The 16,455-nt window shown below is 36.9% G+C and carries 15 protein-coding genes and 1 pseudogene; 7 read left to right on the plus strand and 9 right to left on the minus strand.

What is annotated here, in order from left to right:
* Positions 1–375 precede the first annotated feature (375 nt).
* Positions 376–1,299, plus strand: coding sequence for an AEC family transporter (locus KBP50_RS19175; protein ID WP_050351084.1), 924 nt, complete (start codon positions 376–378; stop codon positions 1,297–1,299).
* Positions 1,300–2,148: 849 nt separating this feature from the next.
* Here KBP50_RS19175 and KBP50_RS19180 read toward each other — a convergent pair.
* The 3 genes from KBP50_RS19180 to KBP50_RS19190 form a co-directional block, all read right to left on the minus strand.
* Positions 2,149–2,298, minus strand: coding sequence for a hypothetical protein (locus KBP50_RS19180; protein WP_157858449.1), 150 nt, complete (start codon positions 2,296–2,298; stop codon positions 2,149–2,151).
* Positions 2,295–2,999 (minus strand): hypothetical protein, encoded by a 705-nt coding sequence (locus KBP50_RS19185; RefSeq protein WP_050351083.1) that lies wholly within the window; start codon positions 2,997–2,999, stop codon positions 2,295–2,297. Before KBP50_RS19185 ends, KBP50_RS19180 begins: the two co-directional genes overlap by 4 nt.
* A 70-nt stretch (positions 3,000–3,069) precedes the next feature.
* On the minus strand, positions 3,070–3,459 hold the full coding sequence (locus KBP50_RS19190) for a UPF0236 family transposase-like protein (protein WP_050351082.1): 390 nt from the start codon (positions 3,457–3,459) through the stop codon (positions 3,070–3,072).
* A 307-nt stretch (positions 3,460–3,766) separates the two neighbouring features.
* Here KBP50_RS19190 and KBP50_RS19195 point away from each other — a divergent pair, with 307 nt between their 5' ends.
* From KBP50_RS19195 to KBP50_RS19220, 6 genes and pseudogenes are all read left to right on the plus strand, one after another.
* Entirely contained in the window at positions 3,767–5,380 is a 1,614-nt protein-coding gene (locus KBP50_RS19195) for an alpha-glucoside-specific PTS transporter subunit IIBC (protein ID WP_050351081.1), read from the plus strand.
* Between the two features lies 1 nt (position 5,381).
* Positions 5,382–6,695, plus strand: a complete 1,314-nt coding sequence (locus KBP50_RS19200) for a 6-phospho-alpha-glucosidase (RefSeq protein ID WP_050351080.1) — start codon at positions 5,382–5,384, stop codon at positions 6,693–6,695.
* A 124-nt stretch (positions 6,696–6,819) separates the two neighbouring features.
* Complete coding sequence (locus KBP50_RS19205; protein WP_050351079.1) at positions 6,820–7,581, plus strand: MurR/RpiR family transcriptional regulator; 762 nt, start codon at positions 6,820–6,822, stop codon at positions 7,579–7,581.
* Positions 7,581–8,033, plus strand: coding sequence for a hypothetical protein (locus KBP50_RS19210; protein ID WP_050351078.1), 453 nt, complete (start codon positions 7,581–7,583; stop codon positions 8,031–8,033). The genes KBP50_RS19205 and KBP50_RS19210 overlap by 1 nt, the downstream gene beginning before the upstream one ends.
* Before the next feature lie 633 nt (positions 8,034–8,666).
* Positions 8,667–8,948: a hypothetical protein gene (locus KBP50_RS19215; protein ID WP_082240892.1), complete on the plus strand. Its 282-nt coding sequence runs from the start codon at positions 8,667–8,669 to the stop codon at positions 8,946–8,948.
* A pseudogene (locus KBP50_RS19220) lies at positions 8,896–10,344 on the plus strand (IS1182 family transposase). The gene KBP50_RS19215 and the pseudogene KBP50_RS19220 overlap by 53 nt, the downstream one beginning before the upstream one ends.
* Positions 10,345–10,509: 165 nt before the next feature.
* Here the strand turns inward: KBP50_RS19220 and KBP50_RS19225 are convergent.
* From KBP50_RS19225 to KBP50_RS19250, 6 genes are all read right to left on the minus strand, one after another.
* Positions 10,510–10,668: a hypothetical protein gene (locus KBP50_RS19225; RefSeq protein WP_210967606.1), complete on the minus strand. Its 159-nt coding sequence runs from the start codon at positions 10,666–10,668 to the stop codon at positions 10,510–10,512.
* A gap of 323 nt (positions 10,669–10,991) precedes the next feature.
* Complete coding sequence (locus KBP50_RS19230) at positions 10,992–12,926, minus strand: BglG family transcription antiterminator (RefSeq protein WP_076362074.1); 1,935 nt, start codon at positions 12,924–12,926, stop codon at positions 10,992–10,994.
* Between the two features lie 63 nt (positions 12,927–12,989).
* Entirely contained in the window at positions 12,990–14,450 is a 1,461-nt protein-coding gene (locus KBP50_RS19235; protein ID WP_050351075.1) for a glycoside hydrolase family 1 protein, read from the minus strand.
* On the minus strand, positions 14,438–15,694 hold the full coding sequence (locus tag KBP50_RS19240) for a PTS sugar transporter subunit IIC (protein WP_050351074.1): 1,257 nt from the start codon (positions 15,692–15,694) through the stop codon (positions 14,438–14,440). The genes KBP50_RS19235 and KBP50_RS19240 overlap by 13 nt, the downstream gene beginning before the upstream one ends.
* Before the next feature lie 5 nt (positions 15,695–15,699).
* Positions 15,700–16,026: a PTS lactose/cellobiose transporter subunit IIA gene (locus tag KBP50_RS19245; protein WP_050351073.1), complete on the minus strand. Its 327-nt coding sequence runs from the start codon at positions 16,024–16,026 to the stop codon at positions 15,700–15,702.
* Positions 16,027–16,028: 2 nt separating this feature from the next.
* Complete coding sequence (locus KBP50_RS19250; protein WP_050351072.1) at positions 16,029–16,346, minus strand: PTS sugar transporter subunit IIB; 318 nt, start codon at positions 16,344–16,346, stop codon at positions 16,029–16,031.
* Positions 16,347–16,455: the final 109 nt, after the last annotated feature.

The raw sequence follows: 16,455 nt of genomic DNA on the forward strand, positions 1-16,455 counted from the left end.
TAAAAAGAAAGGAAAGCGAGGAGATATTTTTAATCCAAACCAAGCAAAGCCACTAATATCTACTTACCCCGCATGTAAGGTCCTGATGTCAAAAGTGGGAGATAATATAAAACAAGTCAAAGTAGGAGTTAACAGCACCTAAAGCCATTCGTTCAAGGGCCTTTAGGTCGTATTCTTGTGCTACTAGACATTCAGTCCGAGTTGCTAGTAAAAACCTACTGAATGAAGTTTCACTTTACCGCTTTATTTGAATTTGGGAAATAGAGTGTCATGTACATATGAAATGGAAAAAACCGTTTTATTGATTTTAATTAAAGGAAATATGTCGTAATTGAGTATCTATGAATTATATTAGGCAATGAAAGGAGAAAGGGTTTGGAAGAATTTCTAATTATATTAAAAGATGTTATCTTACCTGTTTTTATGATTATGGGGATAGGCTTTTTCTTGCAACGGAAATTTGACCTTGATTTACAAACGCTTGCAAGACTCAATATTTATTTTCTTGTACCTGGGTTTATTTTTGTTAAACTGTATGATACAACTTTTTCAGGTCAGCTTTTACTGCAAATTTTAGTGTTTTTTATTTTATTAATTGTCATACTCTATATAATAGCAACAATTACCACACGTCTTATCGGTTTTGATAAAGGGAAAGCAACTACCTTTTCCAACAGCATCCTTTTCTTTAATTCTGGTAATTATGGTGTTCCTGTGAACGATTTAGTTTTTAAAAGTGATCCATTGGCCATGTCCATTCAAGTTATTATCTTGACTTTTCAAAATATCCTACTATTTTCTTATGGCATTTTTTCATTACAGTCGATTCAAATCGGCAAACTACGAGCACTCTTAAGCTATTTTAAAATGCCTGTGCTATATGCCATGTTAGCGGGTATCTTGTTAAATATTACGGAAGTTTCCATTCCCTCTTTTGTATGGGTTCCGGCTAATTATATTGCTGATGCAATGGTTGCCATGGCCTTACTCACTTTGGGTGCTCAAGTAGCCCAGCTTCGTCTGAGCGCAGTTTTGCCAACCGTTTATGTAAGCTTAGCTCTCCGCCTCGTTCTCGGCCCGCTTGTCGCTCTAGGTATTATATTTTTACTGCAAATGGACGGACTTGTAGCACAAGCTCTATTTATTGCATCCGCGATGCCAACAGCAGTAAACAGCTCCGTTATTGCACAAGAATACAATAATCACCCAACCTTTGCAGCACAAATTGTTTTATTTTCCACTGTATTTAGTACCATTACTGTAACAGCTGTTATTTATTTCTCACGTCTGTTATTTTAACCATAAATCAAAGAGGGCTTAGTTCGTCGCTACTGGTAAAAATTTTGTAAAATGTGCAGCTAAAATAAACAGAAGAACACTAATCAACCAGCTAAGTAACCCCATAAATCCAAAGAAATATGCCAATATATTCGCAAATGCTATCAAAAAGAAACAAATCGGTGTAAGTGCACTTTTAAATCCCGTGACTCCAGCCCGTTTTCTTTTTCTAATTGTAAGAAATACGGCGAATTAGTATAATCCCTAAGCTACCCCACATTATATCTGAAAACAATGAAGGATCCTCCCTTTAAAGTTAGTTTGATATTTATAAAAAATTAGTATCCGTAAATAGCACCCAGCTCATTCTTTTAAAAATAAGCAACATACTATTCTCTACATTTATAACTACTTTCCATTACAATAACAGGATATTTAACAAGAGTTTACATTATTAAAAGATAGATTTCTTGTACCTACGGACTTTTTGACAACCAAAATTAACTTTCGGCTAAAAGCGGATACCGTCTAAAGACGGTGGAGTTAGACCACACATTTGTAAGTTAAAAAATGTTAGAATTCCATCCTAATAGTGTACTATTACAGTCACTTTACAACAAATTAGGCCTATCCAGGCTAAAAAACCAGGTAAAAAAACATTTCTGCCCTGGTTTCCTGAAGATAAAATGAGTGATTGAATCTAATTGTTATCAGATATGTAATTTTTCCCTAAACAACAATCTTTCCTAAACGCGCCTATAAAGTTTTTTTCTTATGCTTAGAAATCAAAATGTCCTTCTTGAATAGTCATTCATGAAATTGCAACTTGTAGGCTTTATACAGTTCTTCGTTCCACACTCACCCTACGCTTTATTGAAGTCTAATACTAGTTCCTATCTCACTGCCCCTCTGTTGATTGTCATCAAAAATACCAGCCACTTCTACATTAGGAATTACTTTTAACGCTTTTATATAACTATGGGCATGCATATGAGCCATACTCATTATACCTATCTTCATAGACTCCAACCTGCTTTCTTTAATTGATTTTCCAAGTTATTCATTTTATTTTGTAGTGTACTATTTAACTGCTTACAAGAACTAAGAACAGTATCAATCGTATGGTAAAGGGATACGGAAGAATCTAGAGAAGCGGTCGTTTTTATTGGTGCCATCTCATTGCTATCAAATTCTGCAATCATCCTGTCTCCACTCCAATCAAACGTCAACTTCTCATAATTGGTTGTAGTATATTCCAAGTGAGCAATGGCTCCAGTGGTGAATTGCACCATAATAATAGTGTGTGCCTGTTTAAAGTAGTTACTGTGCTTCACATGTAAGTTACACACTTCTCCAAAAAGATAGGTAAAAACTAAGATATCTTCTTTACAAACTGAGAAAAATGCTTGCTGTTTCATTGCACGGTGCAAGCGTAAAACACCTTTTTTCTTAACATCTGCCTCGATAATTTGTTGTAGCTTTTGAAAAAAAGGATATGCAGCTAAATCGAAGTAAACATACATCTCCTTTGCAGTCAAAAACTTCTCTGCTTCTGTTGAAGGTGCAATCACTCGATCGGCTTTTTTTACAGCCTCCGTCGCGATCTGATTATTCGCCCTTTTGGCATTCATTTCCCAGCCCTGGTGCACACTAGCAATCTTTATTTCCCTTCCTTTTTTCTTTTTCTCCTGACTTTTTGTATAAAGTCCATCAACCTCCACAAACACAACATCATTTTCTAGTGATACGGATTCTTCTGGAACTACTTCAGTATTTAAAAGTCGTTGACGTTTAGATTACGGGGTAGCCCAAAAGCTTCTCCATTGCTTTACCAGCCTGTCTATAGGAAACGCCTGTCACAGCCAGTTCAATAGCTAAATCCTGCACCACTGGACTCATACCTTTTGTACCGTCAAAAGCCAAATATTGATCCAATAAATAAACGTACTTTCCAGTTTCTATATCTCGATAATAATTTCTTTTCAGTTCCACCTGACCAAAAACAGATTCAAACTTGAGAGTTCGCTTTAGATAAAACCTTTTTTTATCTCTTCCTGAAGCAATCGCCTCATCTAATTCTTTAAGAGTCTGTGCCATCACCTGGGAAAAACTTTCCTGCAAAGCACGGTATGTAATTTTCTCTAATTCTTTCATTGTTAGCGTAGATATGATACCTTTCATTTGAGGACCTCTTTCTATAGTTGTTGTTGTAGGAAACTTAACTATACAAAAGAAGGTTCTTTTTTCATTAAAAATGCCTTAAAACAACTATCGCGCTCCGCTTGCTGGCCTCATGTTTTCCCATAAACATTTTACTCTAACAAATTAAATCTCTTTGGGAAGATTCCCGCGATCACGGGAATCTTCCCTATCCCTGACTAATATACCAAAAACAGTCCATCCTATTGAAACCGCTTCATCAGCATGCAATAATTTCCTTATGTTTAGTGAAATTATAAATTGTAAGAAAAGAGAGGTGTTACGGATTATGATGGAAAAACTTCAGCGTTTTGGCGGAGCAATGTTTACCCCGGTTTCATTATTTGCTTTTGCGGGTATATCAGTCGCCTTTACAATCATCATGAAAAATCCATTAATCGTTGGAGATATCGCATCAGAAGGCACACTTTGGTATAGTATCTGGTCCGTTTTAGAAGAAGGGGCCTGGACGATATTCAATCAAATGGAACTACTTTTTCTTATCGGTCTTTCTATTGGCCTTGCCAAAAAAGCAAGTGGAAGGGCTGCCATGGAAGCTTTAGTTATTTACTTAACTTTTAATTACTTTGTATCAATGCTGCTGCAACAATTCGGTCTAACATTCGGTGTTGATTTCTCGCAGGAAGTCGGTGGTGATAGCGGGCTAAAAATGATTGCAGGTATCAAGACGTTGGATACCAATATTTTAGGAGCTATACTCGTTGCTTTAATTGTTGTGTGGCTGCATGATAGATACTTTGAGAAAAAATTGCCAGACTGGTTAGGTATTTTCCAAGGTTCTGCCTACATCGTTATACTTGGGTTCTTTGTCATGATACCATTTGCAGTATTGACTTCATGGTTATGGCCAATCGTACAAAGTGGCATTGCCTCTTTGCAAGGATTTATGGCAACTTCTGGTACATTCGGTGTCTGGATCTATATTTTCCTTGAGAGGCTTTTAATCCCGACAGGACTGCATCATTTTGTTTATGTCCCATTTAACTTTGGTCCAGCAATTGTTGAAGGCGGCCTGCAAAGAGTGTGGGCAGAAAATATGGTTGTATTTGCCCAATCTACAGAGCCATTAAAAACACTATTTCCTGAAGGCGGTTTCGCACTTCATGGTAACTCAAAAGTATTCGCAGCCCCTGGAATTGCATTGGCATTCTATTACACTGCCAGAAAAGAAAACCGCAAAAAGGTAGCAGCATTACTTATCCCAATTACATTAACTGCAGTATTGGCCGGTATTACGGAACCTTTAGAGTTTACATTCCTATTCCTGGCTCCTGTTCTATTTGTTGTGCACGCTTTGATTGCAGCAACCATGTCAACCACCATGTATGCTCTCGGAGTAGTTGGAGACTTTGGTGGTGGTGCATTATCAATGATGTCTAAGAACTGGATACCTTTATTTAATAATCACTGGGATACCTATCTTATACAATTTGCAGTCGGATTAAGTTTTACATTAATTTATTTCCTAGTCTTCCGCTTCCTGATTAACAAATTTAATTTAAAAACACCAGGCAGAGAAGCAGTCGACGAAGAAGCAAAATTATATTCAAAAAAAGATTATAAAGCGAAAAAAGCAAGTGAAAAAGAAACAAATTACGTTGCTATAGAGGGAGCTAATCAATATACCGACCAAGCGCAGACTTTCTTAAAGGCCTTCGGAGGCAGTGAAAATATCGCTTCTGCTGCAAACTGCGCAACCAGACTGCGTGTCAGTGTAAAAGATGTTGAAAAGGTACAGGCTGACAGCGCCTTCCAATCTGGTGGAGCACATGGTGTTGTTCGAAACGGGACAGCTTTCCAAGTCATTGTAGGCTTATCGGTGCCACAGGTTAGAGAGCAATTTGATTTACTAAGAAACCATGAAGAAAAAGGGAGAGATTAGAATGAAAAAATTTTCCGTAACTATAGCAGGTGGGGGAAGTACTTATACGCCAGGAATTGTCATGTTATTGTTAAATAACATGGATAAGTTCCCGCTGCGTCAATTAAAATTATATGATAATGATAAAGAACGCCAAAACATTGTAGCAGATGCTTGTGAAATCATTGTTAAAGAAATGGCGCCGGAAGTAAGTTTTACAGCAACAACTGACCCGGAGGAAGGATTTTCAGATATTGATTTTGTCATGGCACATATCCGGGTTGGTAAATATGCCATGCGTGAAAAAGATGAAAAAATCCCATTAAAATATAACGTTGTTGGCCAAGAGACATGTGGCCCCGGCGGGATTGCCTATGGTATGCGTTCCATCACCGGCGTTCTGGAAATCTTAGATTATATGGAAAAATATTCACCAGAAGCCTGGATGCTGAACTATTCCAACCCGGCAGCAATCGTCGCAGAAGCAACCAGAAGATTACGTCCAAACTCTAAAATCCTTAATATTTGCGACATGCCAATTGGCATTGAGAGCAGAATGGCAAAAGCGATTGGCTTGGAATCACGAAAAGAAATGGACGTCAGATACTATGGCCTGAACCACTTTGGCTGGTGGACAGACATTCGTGATAAAGACGGCAATGATTTAAAACCGCGCATTATTGAATACGTTAAAGAGCACGGCTATGATATAGGGCAACACAGTGATACAAGCTGGCAGCACACATTTCAGGCGGCAAAAGATGTACAAGCATTGGATTCAGAGACGTTGCCAAACACGTATTTGAAATATTATTTGTATGGAGATCAGGAAGTAGCGCATTCTGATAAAAATCACACCCGTGCTAATATGGTTATGGAAGGCAGAGAAAAGAACGTCTTTTCCGAATGTAATCGCATTGTAGAGGCTGGTACTTCAGAGGGAACTACCTTAAAAGCTGGTGATCATGCTTCTTATATTGTAGATCTCGCTCGTGCCATTGCATATAACACTCACGAAAGAATGCTATTAATCGTAGAAAATAAAGGCGCAATCAATAACTTCGATGAAACAGCCATGGTAGAAGTTCCTTGCCTGGTTGGTTCCAACGGTTATGAACCGCTTGCACAAGGTAATATTCCACAATTCCAGAAAGGGTTAATGGAGCAGCAGGTATCGGTTGAAAAGTTAGTAGTTGAAGCATATATTGAAAAATCTTATCAGAAATTGTGGCAGGCTCTTACAGTTTCCAAAACAGTACCCAACGCCGAAGTAGCCAAACAAATTCTAGACGAATTGATTGAAGCAAATAAGGAATTTTGGCCAGAATTGCATTAATTAATTGCTCCCCAGGCTAATGCCAATTCTATATAATCTTGGCATTAGCCTGATTTTACTTTTTCTAAAGAAAGCTTCTGTTCTATAATAGATAATATTATGAAACAGCAGGAGGTCTTTCATTTTGATTAAGGATTTAATAAATAAACATTTTGATAAGTTATCTGAAAGCGATATAGATACATTAAACTATGTCCTCCATCATATAGAAGAATGCAGCCAGATGAGCATTTTAGAGCTTGCCAAAACATGCGCAATGTCTAAATCTTCTATATTACGAATGACCCAAAAGCTTGGGTTCAGTGGATATAGTGAATTTAAATACAGCTTAAAGTCAGAACTGGAAATAACTGATAATCAACCGAATACGGATTTGTTTGAAATTCAATTAAATGAATTTGAAAAAAGCCGGAAAATGTTCCATAACATTCAAACGGATCCTATCTATGAACAAATCTATTCTGCAGATACGTTGTATGGATTTGCAACTGGATGGGGACAAAAAAACGTCCTGGAAGAATTGGCCCGGAATCTGATGTCTTGTGACAAACAACTATTTATTATTCCAGCTGAGCGTGAATTTGATGTTATCCTTTCCCGTATGAATAAACGGGACCTGGTTATTATTATTTCATTAAGCGGAGATTTAACCCATCAAATGGATACAATCAAACAGCTATCTATCTTAGGCATTCCAACACTATCTATTACAAGCCTTCGCAATAATAAACTTGCTGAGCTCTGTACCTACAACATATACTTCGAATCAACCAAACTAGGAAGGTTTTACGGGTTTGAGCATCGATCGTTTATTGGATTATTTTCTATTCTGGACTTGCTTTATCGGGGTTATTTAGATTATTCATTGAAAAAGGGGAAAGCATAGTGGAAGCACAGCACAATCTTACAAAATGGTATACAGCAACACTTTCTTTAACCATCATTTTGCCAATCATGTATATCATTTATTTAGTTTTAATTGTTCAGACCAGCGGTAAAGGATTTCAAGCTTTTTTTAACGAAGATCCGGTATTTACGATCTTATTAATGATCAGTTTAATCAATCCATTTTGGGGCCATCTGTTGAACTCCATACCAAAAGAACATAGATTTAAAAAAGGCAAAGCAGATAAGTTACTGAATTATATGCTTGCTTCACAAGTTGTTGTCGGTAATATACTGATGGCTATTATTGTTTTCATGACAAAACGGAAGCTACAGTCTGTTGGCACTGCAGATTCGTTGAACACTTTTGAGAAAATAGCGGCTATCTTTCTGCTTGTTTTCACTATTTTTTGTGGGGGTATTTTGCTTAGGTTGACGATTGTTTCACTTTAAATAAAAATAATATTTAAAAAGGATGTAGTACTGTGCTTTGCGATTTATTTTAACGATTCTTAACACTCACTCTCTCCATTCTCCGTTAATATTTCACTGGCATAATGAAAGTAATAACAATAAGGAGAGGATACAGTTGAGAATTGCTTTTATTGGAGATTTACATTATCCATCTATGATTGGTCACAATGAGAAAGTAAAAGAATCCAGGGATGCATTTTATGCTAAATTTCTAAATACTTTTTTTAATAAATGCTGATTACTATGTTTCCATTGGTGACTTGACTAACTTTGGCAAGGAAGACGAATTACGAGAGGTTTATGAGATATTCGCCATTACGATAAACCTTTTATTCACACATTTGGAAACCTTGACCTATATGGTGTCTCAAGAGATGCAGTTCTAAATATTTCTAACAGCGAACAAAATATCTCAATTGTAACAGATCTAGTAAACATCATTTCCCTAGAAACTGCCCGAGACCATGATCACGAAGATTATAGTGGTTACCTAAGCAATAAACAATTACAATGGCTGGAGGCTGAAATTGCTGAAAGCGAGGAAAAACTCACCATTATTTCTTTGCTCATCATCCAGTTTACGATACAACAGCAAATTCTAATTTCCCGTAGTTGTCCATCCAGCCCGAGATACCAATTCTTGACGTTTTACGTACAAAAAAAGGATATGGTATTTACATAAATGGCCATAATCATAAAGATTCTATTGAAACGATAGATAACTGTTCATTTGTTCAAGCCAATGCTGTTCCAGACGATCAAAGCATCCGCGTATTGGAAATAAATGATAATGCGATTTCGATTCAATCGCTTAATGTTACAAGTCCAGAATTAAAAAGTAATGATTCAAAAACAAGAGTCGTTGATGTTAAGTCCATATTCAGAAATTTATGATTTAGTTGTTCCAAAGGATAATTTCTTACGAAGACTTAATGAATTGGTGGACTTTTCTTTTGTGTACGATGAATTAAGTGATAAATACTGTATACGAATGGTCGGAATGCAATTAATCCAATTCGTATGTTTAAATATTTACTCCTTAAAACCATCTTTGATTTGTCAGATGTAGATATTGTAGAATGTTCTAAATATGATATGTCTTTTAAATATTTCCTTGGCATGGCTCCAGAGGAATCCGTTATTGAGGCTAGTTCGTTAACCAAGTTTCGTAAATTACGGTTAAAAGACGTAAATTTATTAGATATGTTGATCCATAAAACCGTAGAAATTGCCATAGAAAAGGAAATTATAAAAAGCAATTCTATCATTGTTGATGCCAGCCATACGAAAGCACGTTATAATCAAAAATCACCAAAAGAAATACTGATGGATCGCTCCAAGAAACTTCGCAAATCGATTTATGAGATTGATGCAACCATGAAGAAAAAATTCCCATCCAAATCGACAACGAATGAGTTGGAAGATGAAATCAAATACTGTCAAATGCTAATGGATGTAATTGAAAGTGAGGAAACAATTTCCGGATATCCGAAAGTAAAAGAGAAACTGAACCTGTTAAAGGAAACTGTAAATGATGATATCGAACACTTACGAATTTCGGAAGATGAAGATGCAAGAATTGGTCACAAAACGGTAAATACCGCTTTTTTCGGGTATAAAACACACATAGCGATGAGTGAGGAACGTATCATCACGGCAGCTACGGTTACAACCGGTGAAAAAAATGATGGAAAACAACTAGAAACACTAATTGAAAAAAGTATGAAAGCCGCATAAAAGTAGAAACAATTATTGGAGATACAGCTTATTCGGAGAAAGGAAATATAGAATACACCCATAAAAATGACATGGATTTAGTAGCGAAATTAAACCCAGCCATTACACAAGGTTATCGTAAAAAAGAAGATGAGTTTGAATTTAATAAAGATGCAGGAATGTATGTTTGTAAAGCTGGACATATGGCGATTGGAAAGCACGTCAAGGAAAGAAAGAAGTCGCTAAGAACCAAACAGATACCTATTATTTTGACGTGGAAAAATGTAAAGTTTGTCCGTTCAGAGAAGGCTGTTACAAACCTGAAGCTAAAAGCAAGAGTTATTCCGTAAGCATCAAATGGGATGAACATAGTGAACAGGCGAAGTTCCAAGAAACGAATTATTTTAAAGAAAAATCCAAAGAACGCTATAAAATGGAAGCGAAAAATAGTGAATTAAAACATAGACACGGGTATGATGTTTCAAAATCCTCGGGTCTAATTGGCATGGAAATGCAAGGAGCCATGGCAATATTCACTGTAAATCTAAAACGAATATTGAAACTAATGGGTTAAAAATAAGCAAAATAGAATCCATAAATCAGTAAAAAGACGACTTCCATTTCAAAATTTGAAATTAGAGTCGCCTTATTTTATAACAAAATTGACTTCCACTAAGAAATCATAAGATTTTCAGTGGCCTCTGCTCACACTGTGTTATTTTTTATATTCTTTCTTTAACTACACTTGAATCTCCTTCTGATTTGCCAATACATAATCTTCCGCTTTCGACCAGAGACCATCATATTTTTTCACAATCTCATGGAGTGGATCACTTGTATCTTTCATGATTTCATCTAATGATTTAATAGGCATATCCTTATGCGTGTCCCAATACATGGGATACAATCTTTTGTTCATTTACTTTTTTCTCTTCTATTAATTTTATTGCATCCCGCATATCTTCCGTATTGTCACCAGAAGCCCCTACATAATGTTTATATCTATAGTGAATGTCATAGAAATTAATTTTGATCGGTTTGTAAAATCTTTAGTATATATCAAAGATTTTACGAGATACTATGACCTTAAATTAAGCTAAACAATTCATTTTTCATTTTAATTACCACGTTTGAATCTTTTATTTGATATATTTTATAATCTTCAATTTGTCTTTTATAATATCTAAACCACATTTTTTCCAATTTATTTATATCTATAATCTACTCCAAAAAATATCCCCCAGCTCCCATTAACTCAATCAGCCGGTCAATAAATACTTCCCGGTTTTTCGCTCCAGCCAGGTAATTCACATGATAGGATTCTGCAACCAGTTCAATAATACGTGGGAAAATTTGATTAAATGTATGCGTGTCCTGTTTATTTACCGCCATTCCGATAATTAATTTTACTTCATTACTGTCCCAATCGACAGGTGCTTCCGGTATCAAAATGATTAAACCTGTCTTATCTGCTTCGTATTTCATGGTATGCGGAATAGCTACCCCGCTTGGATAAGAAGTAGCGGAAATCTTTTCCCGCTGATTTAATTTCTCAAGATAATCCGCCGGTACATAGTTATGTCGCTGAAATACATCTGCAATTGTCTCCATGATTTGTTTCTTAGATAACGTTTCATGAAAATGGATTAAAAATTCCTCTTTGATAAGCTCCGGAATTTTCTTTTTTATAAAGCGGACATATTTGTGATGCTTGATTTCTTCGATTTTTCTCCGGATTAATGTGATATCATGCTTCGTTATAAATTCATGTATACTTACGATTTCTGCATGAATCGTGGCAAAAGCGTTCTCTACTTGATTAACATCCTGTGTGGTAATAACGAACTCAGGAGAAAGAAGCTCATTTATTTCACTGACATCCTCATAGACTCCGGCCACTTCCAAATCATCCTCAAAATTTCTTTCAATAACCTGTTGAATATCTGATTGCTGCGACAGATAAGCAGGTGTAATAATAATCGTTTTTATTTTTTGATCTTCCTCCGGCCTGCTATTTAGATAAGAGCCGATATGCAGAGCGAGAAAGGCAATCTCATCATCATTGATTTCCACATCCAGATCATTGGATAAGACAGATGCCAGATAGACAGCGATATCAAAGATAATCGGATACTTGATACGTATATTTAAAACGCTTAAATTCCTTGTATATTTATTTTGCAATAAGCGGTTATAGAGATTCTGAATATGGATAAGCAGGCGATTTCTAAAGGAATCATTATCAAAATCCACCATATAAACATCGCTTATTTCCTGGATAGCATGATCCAAAGCTCTGGAAACATCATTACTGGTATAGTTATTTACTAGCGTTTTATCCAGGTTGGATTGGCCGACAAATAAGATAGAGAGTTCGTCTTTATCTGCTTGAGAAAGACGAATCTGATGATTTTCATACAGCCGCTCCGCTATTTCTTCCACTGCTTGAAAGCTGACAGCAGTCCGATTCTCAACATGATAGGAGCTTTTCTCCAATTGTTCATTGTCTGAAGCACGATCTACAGCTATCGCTAAATGCAGAATAAAATTTTTGAAAAAATACGTATTCGGGTGTACATGATATTTTTCAAAGCTTTCTTTACTCAATTTCATCAATGCCTGCAAGGATATATCTCCTAAAAACATCTGAATTTCTTCTTCTAAAGAGGTACTGGTCGGCTTCGAATAATCAATTAAATCAATCATTAACTTTCTGCGGCTCTTTTCATTCCCTTTTAACAAATACCGATGATGATGCTGGGTGATCTGCAACCCATGCTTGTTTACCAGTTGATTAAGCTGAGCCATATCCGACCTTATCGTTGCATCAGAAACATATAACGTATCTGCTAAATCAAATAAATCCAATCCGCGTTCAGATCTTTTAATCAGGCGCCTCAATATATAAAAACGTCTGCTCTTTGCATGACTGGTACTGTTCGTATCTTTATGAACCTGCCTGTTTTCTTCTTCTCCGATGCGATAGCCTGATCTACTGGATTCAATCAGATTCGGATGCTTTTCATTGATTGCTTTCACATAATTCCGGACCGTACGATCACTTACATTTAAAGCCTCTGCCAATGTTCTGGAAGATACATAATGTTCTCCTGCCTGTTTTCTTAAATAGTCTAAGAGTATTTCTATATTGTTCATAAAATCATTACTTATACAGAATACAGAAAAAGGAGTGCCTGCCACCCCTTTTTCTATTACTGCTTATATTTCAGCACCATTTGTTGCAATAACCTGTTTGTACCAATCAAAGCTATCCTTTTTGATTCGTTTTCCTGTTCCGTTTCCTTTATCATCCAGATCAACGTAGATAAAACCGTAACGTTTGGACATTTGCTGGGAAGAACAGCTGACGATATCAATGGGGCCCCATGCACAATAGCCGATAACATCTGCCCCGTTTTGAATGGCACGTCCAACCTGTTCAATATGATCTCCTAAATAGGCGATGCGATAGTCATCATGAACTTTACCGTCTACTAACTCATCATACATGCCAAAACCATTTTCAGCGATAACAATTGGTTTTTCATAACGGTCCCAATATTGGGAAAGCGAATTATATAAGCCTTGCGGATCAACATTCCAGCCCCATGGATTCGCATCTAAATGTGGATTCGGCGTAATAGAATCTGCTTTGTTCACATTCTTTTCTGCATCCACCATTTGTGAAAAATAATAGGAAATACCGAGATAATCCATTGTGTTTTCTTTTAGTAATGCCCGCTCTTCATCTGTGATATCCAAATGAATATCATTTTCTGCAAAGTAACTTTCTGCATAAACTGGAATACTTCCCCGGAATTGCACATCCGTAAAGAAATACTGCATACGGTTATGCTCCATAGCAAGAATAATATCATCTGGCTTGCAGGAATATGGATAAACTGTACAGTCAGCTACCATCGTGCCAATTTGCAAATTATACGGCAATGTTTTTGCGTATTTCCGAATCTTCGCTGAAGCTACCAATTGATTGTATACGCCCTGATATTCCGCTTCTTCCTTACGTTCATATTGATCACTGCATACGCCAAGCGAAAGGAATGGCTCAATCTGCACCATATTGACCTGATTAATAACAATCCAATATTTCACCCGATCTCCGAAGTGATCTAATAATACTTTTCCATAACGTTCAAACATGTCAATTACGGCTTTGTTGGTCCAGCCTCCATATTCCAATGTGATATGAATCGGAGTTTCATAGTGAAGCATCGTGATGATAGGTTCGATACCTAAAGACTTCATTTTATCAATCATTTTGCCATAATGAGCAAGTGCTGCTTCGTTTGGCTCTTTCTCATCTCCATTTGGAAATACTCTTGCCCAATCTATCGACGTACGGAAGGTTTTAAATCCCATCTCTGCTAAGAGCTCCAGATCTGTTTCATACGTATGATAGAAATCAATTCCAAAACGTTTAGGAAAATACTGCTCGGTATCCGCTATATTTTTCTTTACTTCTTCTAAAGTCATTCCCAGCTTTTCCAAGCGTTGAATTTCATCATTTGATTTTCCTTTTAAATAAGGCTGTATATCCGAGCTGTTTAGTTTTTTGCCATCAGCCTGATACGCACCATCTGCCTGGCTGGCAGCAATTGCACCTCCCCACAGAAAATCTTTCGGAAAGCTTGCGTAGTTATTTTTTCTCAATTCAAACATTCCCCTTCCTCTAATAATTCTTTATCTTGCTCTACAGCTTGTTTATCGTAAATTTTGAAAAATGGATAGTAAATAACCCATGAAGCTCCGAAAATGACAAAGAAATAAATCAATCCCGTAATTGATGCTGTGACAAGCCAGTTTAAAATTGGACCAGGTAAATACCAGAGCTGGAACGGTTCATGTGGAATTGGAACCAGACCAACCTTCAAAACAATCCAGGTCAATATCGGACCTACCAGTCCATTAATCCACATTGGAATCATCAAAACCGGATTAAACGCAACTGGCGCACCGAATACAATCGGTTCATTAATATTGAAAATAGATGGAATAAGCGATGCTTTCCCAATCATTTTTAACCGCTGTGACTTAGCCATAAAGGCAAGCATAATACATAGAGCCAAAGTAGCTCCGCCCCCGCCGATCAAAAATAATTGTCCAGCTTCAGCCGTGAAAATATTCGTTACTTCCTGACCAGCAGCAAAATTAGCCTGGTTTTCTGCAATAGCCGGCAATGCAATAGCTGATTGAACAGGATAAATAACCCATGTTGAAATCCCAAAGGTGTATAGAAAGGCAAAGCCGATAAAGAAGATAATCACAAATCCCCAAAAGCTTTGACCCAGATTAACTAATGGTAAAAAGATAGAATTAACCAAACTGTATAAGCTGATTTCTAATTGGAAAGTAAATAGCCATCCAATTAATAAAATCACGATAATTGGAATTAACGTATTGAACCAGACAGCAACAAAATCGGGAATCGCCGAATCCTCACCGATGAATTTCCATTTGGAAAACAGGTTCATAATAAATCCTACGAATATCCCCGAAACAAGCGCCGCAATCATGCCGCCAGTTCCCAGCGTATTAAAATCAAATTGAATCATACCCTCCGCTGTAAACTGCGGAAATACGAGTAAGAGGAAAAAGGCAATACCAGCAAGCCCAGCCTGCTTCGAAACCTCTGCATGCCCTTTGCGCTTCATGATAGCTTCCGGAATAAGATAAGCTAAAAACAGAGAAAATAATCCGAAAGAAAAAGAGCTGATCATCGAGAAATCGGGAAATCCTTCCCAAAAATCTTTTACAATCGATAGAATCGTTGCAAAGGACCCGATAAATACCATTGGCATGGCAGCTAAAATGGAGTCCTGAATGGCCGCAACCCACGGATTCTTCGCAATTTTATTAACCTTTGGTGAAAAACTGTCCGTCATCCAAGCTGTAAAACGTTCCATTTGTTTCACCCCTTCAGTTCTTTATAGAGTTTAATCATTTCCTGCATCATATTTATTTCTGTCTTCACGGTCATTAAGGTATCCTGCGCATGGCCAAACAATGGTGAATAAGGAATATCAATTCCTTCCGCTTCTTTTTGCAGCATATTTGTCTGCGCCTGATGAGCAGTTCCTACTTCGTCATTCGCTTGTTTGATTAATTGATTTGCTTCCTCAAAATCAGCTTCCGAAGCTTTATTTACCGCTTGAAATACCAGTTCACGTGCATTACCGGCATGAAGAATGACCTGCATGGAAATGGATACTAATTCGTCTTTCGTTACTTCTTCCATAATTACTCACCACCTTCAAGATAATCTTTTGCTACTTTGACAAGCCCTTTGCCGTCTAGAGCACCATAAACACGCTGCGGAATAATACCTGCTTTGACACCCGCTTCCTTACAGGCTCCCTGCACTTCTTCCACCATATATTTTAAATGTGGTGCTACTAGTAATAAGTCGATTTCATTTAAGTAGTTATGCACCTCTGATTCACTTTTCGCTTTGAATTCAATATCGGCTTTCTCTTTCTTTGCAGCTTTTCTTGCTGCCGCAGCCATAAATCCTGAAGATGCCCCTGCACCACAAATTAATAATACTTTTTTAGCCATAATCAACTTCCCCTTTCTTTTATAATTCAAGTTTAGCAACTAAAGGAAGCGATTACATTTAAATCTATTTCCTCGTATTAGGAAGGACGTTTAAAACCCGACATCAGGA

Source organism: Virgibacillus pantothenticus (assembly GCF_018075365.1).
Classification (GTDB): domain Bacteria; phylum Bacillota; class Bacilli; order Bacillales; family Amphibacillaceae; genus Virgibacillus; species Virgibacillus pantothenticus.

Excerpts from the sequence above, each read along its gene's own strand:
- KBP50_RS19180 (WP_157858449.1), bottom strand. The coding sequence starts at position 2,298 with ATGAAGATAGGTATAATGAGTATGGCTCATATGCATGCCCATAGTTAT.
- KBP50_RS19190 (WP_050351082.1), bottom strand. The coding sequence starts at position 3,459 with ATGAAAGGTATCATATCTACGCTAACAATGAAAGAATTAGAGAAAATT.
- KBP50_RS19195 (WP_050351081.1), top strand. The coding sequence starts at position 3,767 with ATGATGGAAAAACTTCAGCGTTTTGGCGGAGCAATGTTTACCCCGGTT.
- KBP50_RS19200 (WP_050351080.1), top strand. The coding sequence starts at position 5,382 with ATGAAAAAATTTTCCGTAACTATAGCAGGTGGGGGAAGTACTTATACG.
- KBP50_RS19225 (WP_210967606.1), bottom strand. The coding sequence starts at position 10,668 with ATGTATTGGGACACGCATAAGGATATGCCTATTAAATCATTAGATGAA.
- KBP50_RS19230 (WP_076362074.1), bottom strand. The coding sequence starts at position 12,926 with ATGAACAATATAGAAATACTCTTAGACTATTTAAGAAAACAGGCAGGA.
- KBP50_RS19235 (WP_050351075.1), bottom strand. The coding sequence starts at position 14,450 with ATGTTTGAATTGAGAAAAAATAACTACGCAAGCTTTCCGAAAGATTTT.
- KBP50_RS19240 (WP_050351074.1), bottom strand. The coding sequence starts at position 15,694 with ATGGAACGTTTTACAGCTTGGATGACGGACAGTTTTTCACCAAAGGTT.
- KBP50_RS19245 (WP_050351073.1), bottom strand. The coding sequence starts at position 16,026 with ATGGAAGAAGTAACGAAAGACGAATTAGTATCCATTTCCATGCAGGTC.
- KBP50_RS19250 (WP_050351072.1), bottom strand. The coding sequence starts at position 16,346 with ATGGCTAAAAAAGTATTATTAATTTGTGGTGCAGGGGCATCTTCAGGA.